The 11,686-nt window shown below is 62.6% G+C and carries 8 protein-coding genes and 1 pseudogene; 7 read left to right on the top strand and 2 right to left on the bottom strand.

What is annotated here, in order from left to right:
• The first annotated feature begins 4 nt into the window (after window positions 1–4).
• The 5 genes from E9536_RS39835 to E9536_RS39815 all read left to right on the top strand — a co-directional run bounded on the left by E9536_RS39835 (window position 5) and on the right by E9536_RS39815 (window position 7,503).
• Window positions 5–703 carry a hypothetical protein gene (locus tag E9536_RS39835; RefSeq protein ID WP_136473099.1) on the top strand — a complete coding sequence of 233 codons (699 nt, stop codon included), beginning with the start codon at window positions 5–7 and terminating at the stop codon, window positions 701–703.
• Between the two features lie 339 nt (window positions 704–1,042).
• The gene (locus E9536_RS39830; protein WP_136473096.1) at window positions 1,043–1,468 is read left to right on the top strand and encodes a hypothetical protein; all 426 of its coding nucleotides are present in this window, start codon (window positions 1,043–1,045) and stop codon (window positions 1,466–1,468) included.
• A 1,281-nt stretch (window positions 1,469–2,749) separates the two neighbouring features.
• Complete coding sequence (locus E9536_RS39825; RefSeq protein WP_059489813.1) at window positions 2,750–4,039, top strand: dicarboxylate/amino acid:cation symporter; 1,290 nt, start codon at window positions 2,750–2,752, stop codon at window positions 4,037–4,039.
• Window positions 4,040–4,043: 4 nt separating this feature from the next.
• Entirely contained in the window at window positions 4,044–6,053 is a 2,010-nt protein-coding gene (locus E9536_RS39820; RefSeq protein WP_060198639.1) for an ATP-binding protein, read from the top strand.
• Between the two features lie 94 nt (window positions 6,054–6,147).
• Window positions 6,148–7,503 (top strand): sigma-54 dependent transcriptional regulator, encoded by a 1,356-nt coding sequence (locus E9536_RS39815; RefSeq protein WP_027789045.1) that lies wholly within the window; start codon window positions 6,148–6,150, stop codon window positions 7,501–7,503.
• 97 nt (window positions 7,504–7,600) lie between these two features.
• On the opposite strand, the gene E9536_RS39810 is transcribed toward E9536_RS39815, so the two are convergent.
• Complete coding sequence (locus tag E9536_RS39810; protein WP_027789046.1) at window positions 7,601–8,137, bottom strand: TlpA disulfide reductase family protein; 537 nt, start codon at window positions 8,135–8,137, stop codon at window positions 7,601–7,603.
• A gap of 160 nt (window positions 8,138–8,297) precedes the next feature.
• Between E9536_RS39810 and E9536_RS39805 the strand changes: the two genes are divergently transcribed.
• A complete protein-coding gene (locus tag E9536_RS39805) occupies window positions 8,298–8,870 on the top strand; it encodes a hypothetical protein (RefSeq protein ID WP_124533055.1) in 573 nt (190 codons plus the stop codon).
• A gap of 332 nt (window positions 8,871–9,202) precedes the next feature.
• On the opposite strand, the pseudogene E9536_RS39795 reads toward E9536_RS39805, so the two are convergent.
• Window positions 9,203–10,588 (bottom strand): annotated as a pseudogene (locus tag E9536_RS39795) (YifB family Mg chelatase-like AAA ATPase); the annotation flags it as partial.
• A 350-nt stretch (window positions 10,589–10,938) separates the two neighbouring features.
• On the opposite strand from E9536_RS39795, the gene E9536_RS39790 reads away from it, so the two are divergent.
• Window positions 10,939–11,514 carry a hypothetical protein gene (locus E9536_RS39790; protein ID WP_136473092.1) on the top strand — a complete coding sequence of 192 codons (576 nt, stop codon included), beginning with the start codon at window positions 10,939–10,941 and terminating at the stop codon, window positions 11,512–11,514.
• Window positions 11,515–11,686 lie beyond the last annotated feature (172 nt).

Here is an 11,686-nt window from a genome sequence, read left to right as displayed (position 1 = left end):
GTCTATGAAGGCTAAATTGACTGCTCTGCAAGTATCTTTCATTGTTATTTTTTTGTCATTTATATTTTCTACCCCATCGTCTGCATCTGAGAGGTGTGTTTATAGCGATCTGAAGGAGGTTCGCATAGAAACATCGGTGGGTGCTGTATCTACGGTGAAGGTTGAGTATTGTGGTAGCGATGATGGAGGTCGCGTCTCTATTAGCATGCTTACCGGGAAAAATAGGCAGAACTATAAATTTATTGTCGAAAATCGGGCTTACTCTATAAGTATTGATTCTGATATTGAATTAAAAGATGATGGTGGGCGCGGCCTTGGAGTGGCAAATGGTGGTGGGCGGTCGGGTGACGGTATGTGGTATTGGGTTTTTGATCGGAAGAAAAGATTGTACCGATACATTGGTGAGGCGCCAAGGCTTTATCGTTCTAAAACAAAATGCGGTGGAATATTTTCAATAGAAAGCGGTAGTGGGGACGTGCAATCGATGCGTTATAGTTATCAGGTAAAAAACGATAGATTGATCTTGCTTGGTGCTATGGGGTTCATTCCAATCGATGATGTATATGAAATATCTTTAATGACCTGTACTCCTGACTCCCGTTGTAACGAGGTTGACAGGCTAAAAGATGTCTCCCCGGAGAAAGCGCAGAGGTACATGAATGGGACAGAGGATTGCGACCAAGAACGAGGCCCGGGAAACTAACTTGACTTCGTTCCTGACTTCAAGTTGATCGAACCCAAGCAAACCATGGCCGCCTATGGGAGGCTCTTTGGCGGTAAATCGTTCATAAGGGGTTTTGGTAAATAATTTGTTGATCATTTGAGAGTATTAATTAAAGATTCGCGATACGGTTCTGCTGCTGATGACGTTTATCAGGTCATGGGTTGCGCATGGGATGATTCCCCATCGATAAGGTGGCGAAAGCAATTTTATGTGAGCGATTTCTCATCGGTATCGCAGGGAAGATACCCATCCTGAAGGGTAGGCTGACGCAGTAAATGGTTTGCACGCCAAATTTTCATCGAGTTTGCACGCGATCTCTTGGAAGGCGAAATTTCATGGGAAGCTCAGGTCGTTGTATTGGCTAATGAGGACGAATTCGACGAGGTGATGGGTTTTATTAATAAATATGTGCGCTCAATTAGAGTGCGCATGTCGAGGTTGGAGGGGGCATCGCGACGAATAAAATATCCTTTTGTTTGGCAGGTATCAGTGCCATGTCATGCCACTAAATGGGTGGTTGAGGGGGCTCTGAGTAAACTTCGAAAGGTGGCGTTTTCTTGCATTTCCAATGGTTTTATCAATTTGAAAAACTCTCGAAATCTATGGCTTGCGGCCAGCGGTCCCAAGAACGGCGCTTTTCCACAGATCTATGTTCTGGCTGTGCTAGAGGGGGTGCTCGCCGCCAAGGAAAATCCAGTCGAATTGCCCAAGGTCTTCGCCTTAGACAGGGTGGGCAATGCGTGATGGCAAGTCAAACTGACTAGCGGCGGTACCACAGACCTGGGGCAATTTGTTGATCGCACCGGGCGATCGTATGGTCTTCTTACCAACGAGCAGAGATTCGATGCAAGGGCGAACGCAGATGCACTCGTTAGGCACACGTTGGATAACATGAAAATGGTTAAATCTCGCTATTCGGGACGAGAGCTGTATTTGATGACGTACGCTGTTCACCACGACGGACCGGGGTTAAGCTTGGGTGGGCGTCAAATCTCAGAAAGAGATGTGATGCCGTATTCTGACTTGTTATTAGGTAATATATGTAAAGACATCGTGGAGTAAGTCGTGACTGTCCTTTTGAGATGGAGTGTGCTTATCGCTGTTATATTTTATGCTTCCGCAGTGACCGCGGGGGAGGTTTATCACACTGTGGAAGATGATGGGATGACAAATCAAAATCATGATCTGATGAGGGAGGTTGCTGCTCATAGATCATTTTCTGTATACAAATCTTTAGGTTGCCGTTTAGTAGGTGAGCCCATCAATTTGGATGACAAGGGAAAAGCATTTCTATTCACCACGAAGGATGCATGCGGATGGGGAACTGCTCTTGGACCCATGTGGATCGTGCACTCGAGAAACGGTCATGCTGGCAAAGTGGTTTTGGACGCAGGGGGCTACTCTGTCGAGGGCAAGTCTAGTGTCTCGCATGGAATGCGAGACGTAGAAATCCGATGGGGTAACGCGGGGTTTATAGCGGCCCAAAGTTACCGCTTTGACGGTGTGCGATACAGATCTGTCGGCCCCGCGAGAAAGCTCACCCCGTCGGGGGGCCTCCGATAAGGGAAACAAGGATGGAGGTGGAATCGAGCCGCGAGCGCGCTGCGTTCGTGCGACAGGAGTTTTATGCGCAGACGGGCTTGCTGGCGGGCGAGGCGGTGCAGCACTGATTCATCGGAAGAATGCGCCAATCCGTCCGAATCCCCGGACGGATATTTTCCGGAAATCCGGAAAGCCGGATTTCCTTGCCTGCCGCATTATGAGAAATACAATGAAAACAACGGTTTGAGGGGTTACGGAAACCTGGCATCGACCTTGCGATATAAAGCGCACGGCCAACCCCCCGGCCGAACTACTACAGCAAGCAAGGAGACAATCGATGACCACTGCCTTCCTCCCCCTCCGGACGTCCTGAGGCATCGCTTGTTGCGGCACGGCAGCCGCGCGGGCGATTTGTTTCCCCTGACATTCGTCCGCGCGCGTGACGCCGTTTCCATCGGCTCATCTACTTCAGCAGGAACCATCGTGAAGAAGAAACCCTTCTACAAAGTGCTCTATGTGCAGGTGATCTTCGCCATCATCGTCGGCGTGATCCTCGGCCATTTCTACCCGTCGATCGCCACCGACATGAAGCCGCTCGGCGACGGCTTCATCAAGCTGATCAAGATGGTCATCGGCCCGATCATCTTCTGTACGGTCGTCACCGGCATCGCCGGCATGGAGGACATGAAGAAGGTGGGCCGCGTCGGCGGCAAGGCACTCCTGTACTTCGAGATCGTGTCGACCTTCGCGCTGGTGCTCGGCCTCGCGGCCACGCACATCCTGCGTCCGGGCGTCGGCTTCAACATCGATCCGGCGACGCTCGACGGCAAGGCCGTCGCGTCGTACGCGGCGAAGGCGCACGGGCAGTCGACGGTCGACTTCCTGATGCACATCATCCCGAACACGATGGTCGATGCGTTCGCGCAGGGCGAGATCCTGCAGATCCTGCTGATCGCACTGCTGTTCGGCAGCGTGCTCGCGCACCTCGGCGAGCGCGGCAAGGTCGTCACCGACTTCATCGACGGGCTCACGCGCGTGCTGTTCGGCATCGTGCACATCGTCACGAAGCTGGCACCGATCGGCGCGTTCGGCGCGATGGCGTTCACGATCGGCAAGTACGGCGTCGGCTCGCTGGTGCCGCTGCTCAAGCTGATCGGCACGTTCTACCTGACGTCGGTCGTGTTCGTGCTCGTCGTGCTCGGCACGATCGCCCGCGTCACGGGCTTCTCGATCATCCGCTTCGTGTCCTACATCAAGGAAGAGCTGCTGATCGTGCTCGGCACGAGCTCGTCGGAAGCCGCGCTGCCGCAGCTGATGGAAAAGCTCGAGAAGGCCGGCTGCTCGCGTTCGGTCGTCGGCCTCGTCGTGCCGACCGGCTATTCGTTCAACCTCGACGGCACCAACATCTACATGACGATGGCCGTGCTGTTCATCGCGCAGGCGACCAACATCGAACTGACGTGGATGCAGCAGCTCACGCTGCTCGCGGTCGCGATGCTGACGTCGAAGGGCGCGAGCGGCGTCACCGGCGCGGGCTTCATCACGCTCGCCGCGACGCTCGCCGTCGTGCCGACGATCCCGCTGTCGGGCATGGTGCTGATCCTCGGCATCGACCGCTTCATGAGCGAATGCCGTGCGCTGACCAACATCGTCGGCAACGGCGTCGCGACCGTCGTCGTGTCGGCATGGGAGAAGGAACTCGACCGCAACAAGCTGCGCCAGGCGCTGAAGGGCGGCGGCGAAGTCACGCCGACCGAGACGGCCGGCGTCTGACGTCATGAAGGAGCAGGCGGCGGCATCGCCCGCGGGCGGTGCGGCCCGCGGCGGCCAGGGCGGGCGGGTGGAGGCCTATGACACAATAGGCGATCCGCATCGCCAGGAAGCCTCGACCGTGACGCGCCGCCTGCTCATTCTCGTCGTGCTTGCCGCCGCGCTCGCCGCGGCGTGCACGCTGACGTGGACGATCACCTGGCGGCGCGGCGTCGCAGAGTTGCAGCGCAACGCCGCGGTGCGCGTCGACCGCACCACCAACGCGCTCAAGAGCACGCTCGACCGCTACGAATCGCTGCCTTATCTGCTCGGCAGCCATCCGTACGTGCAGGACCTGCTCGCCGAGCCGAAGCGCACCGACTACACCGCACGCGTCAACCGCTATCTCGAAGACCTCAACGAACACGCGCACGCGACCGTCACCTACGTGATCGGCGCGGACGGCCTGTGTGTCGCCGCCAGCAACTGGCGCGCACCCGACAGCTTCGTCGGGATCGAATACCGCTTCCGCCCGTATTTCCTCGATGCGATGAACGGCCAGGTCGGCCGCTTCTTCGGGATCGGCACGATCTCGCGCGATCCCGGCTACTACATCTCGCAGCCCGTGTGGCGCGACGGCAGGATCGCGGGCGTCGTCGTCGTGAAGCTCAACCTCGAATGGTTCCAGGGCGCCGATGCGTCCGAGCCGCTCGTCGTCGCGGACGACCACGGCGTCGTGTTCCTGTCGTCGGTGCCCGCCTGGAAGTACCACACGCTGCGGCCGCTGACGGGGCCCGTTGCCGCGTCGATCTACGAGACGCGCCAGTACGCGCAGCAGCCCGTCACGCCGTTGCCGCTGCGCATCGAGCAGGTATTGGGCCCCGATGCGGAGATCGTGCGTCTCGGCGCGGGCCTGCGCGCGCCGCGCTACCTCGCGAGCAAGCGCCGGATCGGCGAGCCCGACTGGCTGCTCGTCACGCTGGCACCGATCGCGCCCGTCGACGCCGACGCGCGCAACGCGACGATCGTCACGGGCTTCGGCTTCGTGTCGGTCGCGCTGCTCGCGTTCTACTGGCGGATGCGCCGCGCGCGCGTGCGCGAAATGATTCGCGGCCGCGCGCTGCTGCAGCAGGCGTACGCGGAGTTGAACCGGCGCGTCGAAGAGCGCACGGCCGATCTGTCGGAAGCGAACGAGCAACTGCAGAAGGAGGTCGGCGACCGGATCCGCGCGGAACAGGAGCTGCGCGCCGCGCACGACGAACTGATCCAGGCGAGCAAGCTCGCCGCGCTTGGCCAGATGGCGGCCGGCATTACGCACGAACTGAACCAGCCGCTCGCGGCGCTGCGCAGTTTCTCGGACAACACGCGTGTGCTGCTCGATCGCGGCGAGCAGGCGGCCGCGCGCGAGAACCTCGAGGCGATCGCCGCGCTCACGGAGCGGATGGGCAAGATCACGAACCAGCTGAAGCTGTTCGTCGGCCGCGCGAAGCCGCGCAACGAGCAGGCGCTCGTCGTGCGCGCGCTGCGCAGCGTGCTGTCGTTGCTCGACGAGCGCCTGCGCGGCGTCGCGCTCACGCTGACGTTGCAGGATGCGACCGTGTCGCCCGCGCACGATGCGCCGCTCGACCTGGCGCGCGACTATCCCGAGCTCGTCGCGCGCTGCGAGGACCTGCGCCTCGAACAGGTGCTGATCAACCTGCTCGGCAACGCGCTCGACGCGGTCGCCGGCGTGGCGGCGCCGGCGATCGAGGTGACGATCGGGGTGTCGGCGGCGACGCTCGCGATCGAGGTGCGCGACAACGGCTGCGGCATTGCGCCCGACCTGCTGCCGCGCCTGTTCGAGCCGTTCTTCACGACCAAGGAAATGGGGCGCGGGCTGGGGCTCGGGCTCGCGATCTCGTCGTCGATCGCGAGCGACGCGGGCGGGGCGCTGACCGCGCGCAACGCGCCGTCGGGCGGCGCGCTGTTCGTCTTGACGCTGCGGCGCGCCCGCACGCATCATCCGGACTCCGTGTCCGAGCCGGCGGGCTCGCGCTAGGCGCGCCATGCCGCCCGCCCGATCGGTGCACGATCGGTATCAACGCCGCCGCGCGCGCTGCCGCCGCGCGGCCCGTCAGGAGCAAGTGAGTACGATGGCCAACCGCCTGCAAGTGATCTATATCGAAGACGATGCGCTCGTTCGCCGGGCAAGCGTGCAGAGCCTTCAGCTGGCGGGGTTCGACGTCGCCGGCTTCGAGTCGGCCGAGGCAGCCGAGAAGGCGATCGTCGCGGATACCGCCGGCGCGATCGTCAGCGACATCCGGCTGCCCGGCGCGAGCGGGCTCGACGTGCTCGCGCAGTGCCGCGAGCGCGTGCCCGACGTGCCCGTGATTCTCGTCACGGGGCACGGCGACATCTCGATGGCCGTGCAGGCGATGCGCGACGGCGCGTACGACTTCATCGAAAAACCGTTCGCGGCCGAGCGCCTGATCGAGACGGTGCGCCGTGCGCTCGAGCGGCGCGAGCTCGTGCTCGAGAACCACGCGCTGCGGCGCGAACTGGCCGGGCAGAACGTGGTCGCGCCGCGCATCATCGGCCGCAGCCCCGCGATCGAGCAGGTGCGCAAGCTGATCGCGAACGTCGCGCCGACCGACGCGTCGGTGCTGATCAACGGCGACACGGGTGCCGGCAAGGAGCTGATCGCGCGCAGCCTGCACGAGCTGTCGCCGCGTCGCGACAAGCCGTTCATCGCGGTGAACTGCGGCGCGCTGCCCGAGCCGATGTTCGAATCGGAGATGTTCGGCTACGAGCCCGGCGCGTTCACCGGCGCCGCGAAGCGCCGGGTCGGCAAGCTCGAGTACGCATCCGGCGGCACCTTGTTCCTCGATGAAATCGAAAGCATGCCGCTCGCGCTGCAGGTGAAGCTGCTGCGCGTGCTGCAGGACGGCGTGCTGGAGCGCCTCGGCTCGAACCAGCCGATCCGCGTGAACTGCCGCGTCGTCGCGGCCGCGAAGGGCGACATGAGCGAGCTCGTCGCGGCCGGCACGTTCCGGCGCGACCTGCTGTACCGGCTCAACGTCGTGACGATCGCACTGCCGCCGCTTGCCGAGCGCCGCGAGGACATCGTGCCGCTGTTCGAGCACTTCATGCTCGATGCGGCCGTGCGTTACGCGCGGCCGGCGCCGGTGCTGACCGACCGGCAGCGCGCGAGCCTGATGCAGCGCGACTGGCCCGGCAACGTGCGCGAGCTGCGCAACGCGGCCGACCGCTTCGTGCTCGGCGTGGCCGACATGCCGCAGGAGACGGGCGCGAACGGCGGCGACGCCGACAACGAGCAGACGCTGAAGGAGCGCATCGAGCAATTCGAGCGTGCGGTGATCGCCGAGGCGCTGAACCAGACGGGCGGCGCGGTTGCCGCGACGGCCGACCGGCTGCATGTCGGCAAGGCGACGCTGTACGAGAAGATGAAACGCTACGGGCTGTCGGCGAAAGGCGAAACCGAGCGCTGAAAAGCGAACGGACCGCAGAACCGGGTTGCCCGGTCGTGCGGTCCGTCGTGCGGAGAAGGGCGCGGCGCGCGGCCCTTCGAGCCGGATCGGGCGGCGCTCAGGCCGCGTTGCTGTCGAGTGCCTTCTTGAGCAGTGCGTCGAGCTCCGCGAACTGCGGTGCGCCGACGTAGCGCTTCAGGATCTTGCCGTCCTTGTCGACGACGAAGGTCGTCGGCGTGAGCTGCACGTTGCCGAACTGCTTCGCGACGCTGCCGTCGTCGAGCGCGACCTTGAACGGCAACTGGCGCGTCTGCGCATAGTTCGCGACGTACATCGGCGGATCGTAGTTCATCGCGACCGCGACGAATTCCAGCCCCTGACCCTTGAAGCGATTATAGGTATCGACCATCTGCGGCATTTCCTGCATGCAGGTCGCGCAGCTCGTCGCCCAGAAGTTCACGAGATAGACCTTCCCTTTCAGGTCGCCTGCGGTCGAGACCTTCTGGCCCGACAGCAGCGTGAACGTGGCGTCCGGCACGGTGGACTTGCCGTTGAACGCGAAGAAGCCGGCCACGGCGATCGCCGCGACGACGGCGGCGGCGACGATGTAGCGGACGGGTCCGGCGCTGCGCCGGGCGGGAGGCGTGGTGTTCATCTGGAGCTCTCGGAGTCGGTCGATGACGCGGATCGAAGCAAAGGACATCGAAATTCGGCGCTCATTTTAGCGCGAATGCGGGATGTGCACCGACGGCGGCCACGCATCCCGGAATTCACGTTCGGCGGATAATGCCCGTTTTGCCTGCCCGCTCCACGCCATGCCGAAGGAAGTCACCGATTCGTTGCGCCCCCTTTTTCATCCGCTGCGACACTTCGCCGCGCTCGCGTGCATGAGCGTCGCGCTGACCGCGTGCTCGCCGTCGTATGACTGGCGCACGCTGCACAACGACGCCGGCTACACCGTCGACCTGCCGGCGAAGCCGACCGTCGAGCAGCAGCCGGTGGCGATCGGCGGCGCGTCGATGCCGATGCGGATGCAGGCCGCGCACGTGGACGGCGCGGTGTTCGCGGTCGGCACGCTGACGCTGCCGGACGACAGCGACGACACGCGCCGCGCGGCGCTCGAGTTCCTGCGCACCGGGCTGTCGCGCAACCTCGACGGCGCGCCGCAGACGGCTGCGGTGCCGGTGCCGCTTGCGGCCGGCGGCGCGGTGAACGGGCTCGAGCTGCGCATCGCGGGCGCGGCCGCCGGCGGCGATCGCGCCCGCAAGACGATCGTCGCGCGGCTTGCCGCGCGCGGCCGGCATGCGTACCAGGCCGTCGTGATTGCCGACGGGCCGCTTGCCCAGGAGCAGCTCGACCAGTTTTTCGGGTCGTTCAAGCTCGACTGACGGCAGCGGCGAGGGCGCCGGGGCACGTCGTGACAACTGAAAGTTCGTTCGCAACTTTCGGCGCTAGTCGCCGGATTTTGCGAGGTTTTTTCGGCTATCCACAGCGCATGTGGATAACTTTGTTGAAAAGTTTCCCGAATTTCCCGCCAAGCCGCGCGGGACGGCCTTCCGGCCCATTTAGTCGCTCGCTTGCGTTTTGTGAAAAGTCAATCAAAACAACGAGATACGGATTCCGTGCTGCAAAGGTCCCGCCGAGCCCCGATCCGGGGCCAGATTCGTGGAATTGTGCATAAGTCAAGTCTTGACAGCCGGATTTTGTCCTCCGAGGACGCTCACAGCGCCGTGAGCGCGCGCCGGTAGCGGATCGCCTCGGCGATCTGCGCGGCCGTCGGCAGCGGGTCGCCGGCCAGGTCGGCGATCGTCCGTGCGACCTTCAGCACACGGAAATACGCGCGCGCCGACCAGCCGAAACGCTCGCCGGCCTCGCGCAGCAGCCGCTCGCCTTCGTCGGTCGGCCGGCAGAGATCGTCGGTTTCGCGGCCGCTCAGCATGTGATTCGTCTTGCCCTGCCGGTCGAGCTGCAGCGCACGCGCGTGCGCGACCCGTGCGGCCACCGCGGCACTCGGCTCGCCGGGCGCCGTCGCGCGCGACGCGAGTTCGGCCGGCGACAGCGCGGGCAGGTCGATCTGGATGTCGATGCGATCGACGAGCGGCCCCGACAGCTTGCGCAGGTAGCGGGCGGCGACGTCCGGCGTGCAGCGGCAGCGTCCGGACGGATCGCCGTGCCAGCCGCACGGGCAGGGATTCATCGCGGCGATCAGCTGGCATGCGGCCGGGAAGTCGGCCTGCTGCGCCGCGCGCGAGATCGTGATGCGGCCGGCTTCCAGCGGCTCGCGCAGCATTTCGAGCACGTGCCGGTCGAATTCCGGGAGTTCGTCGAGAAACAGCACGCCGAGATGGGCGAGCGTGATTTCGCCCGGTTGCGGCGGGTTGCGGCCGCCGACCAGCGCGGCGGCGCTCGACGAATGATGCGGGGCCCGGAACGGCCGCCGGCGCCACTGTGCCGGTGAAAAGCCGAGGCGGCTCGCGGAGAGGAGCGCCGCCGACGTCAGCGCCTCGTCGTCGGTCAGCGGCGGCAGGAGGCCCGGCAGCCGTGCGGCCAGCATCGACTTGCCGGCGCCCGGCGGCCCGATCATCAGCATGTGATGGCCGCCCGCGGCCGCGACTTCCAGCGCGCGGCGGGCACCGCGCTGGCCGACCACGTCGGCGAGATCGGGGGCGGCCGGCACCGGCAGGCCGTCGAGGCATGGCGCCGCGACCGGTGCGAGCCGGGCGTCGGGCGCCCCGGCGAGGTGGGCGCACAGCGCGGGCAGGTCCGGCGCACCGAACACGGTGACGCCCGGCACGAGCGCCGCCTCGGCGGCGCTGGCGAGCGGCAGGTACAGCTCGGGAGCGTTTGACGCGACGGCGGCCGGATCGGGGGCGGCCCGTTGATTACTGTTGCCCGAACCGGAAAGCGCGCCGGCGTGCGAACCGGAAGCCGCACCGCTTTCCGCGACCTGCCAGTCCCGCGCGACCCCGCACGCCATCGCGAACGCGCCGCGCATCGGCCGCAGCGCGCCGGTCAGCGACAGTTCGCCCGCGAATTCGCGGCCGGCCAGCGCGTCGGCCGGGATCTGGCCGTTCGCGGCGAGGATGCCGAGCGCGATCGGCAGGTCGCCTGTTTAGGTGGGTTCCTAACAGTTATGAGTTGATTTTTCCTTTATTTTCAGTGGCGTAGCTCATGTAATAACTCTAGCGGGATGACGGCCCGGCGCAACAGCGAACGAGGACTTGCTCAGCAGCCGCGGGATTGGCTGGGCGCTTCGCGGCAATTAGCGTCTTGATTAGTTTGCGCTCCGCCTTCGGAAAACGTTCCCACACAAGCAAGAGCTCCACTAGCTCATCGTCCTCGCAATAGAAGTACGGGGCCGGTGCTGATATCATCAGCGGTTAATGAGATTTGAGAACGCATTCGTGCAGTAGTTGTTGGTGGTTGAAAATTATTCCAATAAGTGAGCGGCGACAAATGACGACAGATGCGGAATACATCGAACGGGTTAAGGCATACAAATGGGGCGAGTTGACCAATCTATGGCAGCAAATCCAAAATTGCTCAACTCCCGATTGGGACCCAGGAAAGGCACTGGAGTACCTCGTTCTCAAGGGCTTCGAGCTCGGTAAGGCAGTGGTGCGTTGGCCTTACAACGTGGACATTATGGGTGCCTCAAATGTTGAGCAAATTGACGGCTTGGTTTATGTGGGAGGCATCGTCGCCATGATTGAGTGTAAGGACTATTCGGACGTAAAAAAGAAAACTAAGATTAATGTCAATTTCGAACCGGTAGCCAAGCTAAGAAATCAGTTGGCAAGGCGGCCGAGTGGGATAATTGGTTGTATTTTCTCAAGCGGTGGTTACACGGAACCGGCTCAAACATTAATGAATTTCACGAAGCCTGAAACCATTCTGTGCTGGAGCGGTTCTGATATTGGTCACTGTATAAGAAAGAAGAATTTCGTGGATGCACTGCACATCAAATACCAAAAGTGCGTGGAGCAGGGGATTCATGATTTCGACGTGGCATCGTTGGAGTTGAAAGTATGAAGCGAATCATCATTTGCGAATCCAAAGCAGATGCGGAGCTCCTTAGTGTAAGCCCCCGGTGAAGTCATCTTGTCCAGTCGCTTCGTGACCGCGAGGATCGTGTCCACCAGATTTTTAAGTGGACACGTGTACACCATGGAAGGCAACGAGGTTGAAGGGCTGGAACTGATAG

The sequence above is a fragment of the Burkholderia sp. LS-044 genome, from assembly GCF_004803625.1.
Classification (GTDB): Bacteria; Pseudomonadota; Gammaproteobacteria; order Burkholderiales; family Burkholderiaceae; genus Burkholderia; species Burkholderia cepacia.
The sequence above is the reverse complement of the archived record's forward strand: the minus strand, read 5'-3'. Positions and strand labels throughout refer to the sequence as shown.

Coding starts and splice junctions, on each gene's coding strand:
- E9536_RS39815 (WP_027789045.1), top strand. CDS start 6,148: ATGGCCAACCGCCTGCAAGTGATCTATATCGAAGACGATGCGCTCGTT.
- E9536_RS39805 (WP_124533055.1), top strand. CDS start 8,298: ATGCCGAAGGAAGTCACCGATTCGTTGCGCCCCCTTTTTCATCCGCTG.
- E9536_RS39820 (WP_060198639.1), top strand. CDS start 4,044: ATGAAGGAGCAGGCGGCGGCATCGCCCGCGGGCGGTGCGGCCCGCGGC.
- E9536_RS39790 (WP_136473092.1), top strand. CDS start 10,939: ATGACGACAGATGCGGAATACATCGAACGGGTTAAGGCATACAAATGG.
- E9536_RS39835 (WP_136473099.1), top strand. CDS start 5: ATGAAGGCTAAATTGACTGCTCTGCAAGTATCTTTCATTGTTATTTTT.
- E9536_RS39810 (WP_027789046.1), bottom strand. CDS start 8,137: ATGAACACCACGCCTCCCGCCCGGCGCAGCGCCGGACCCGTCCGCTAC.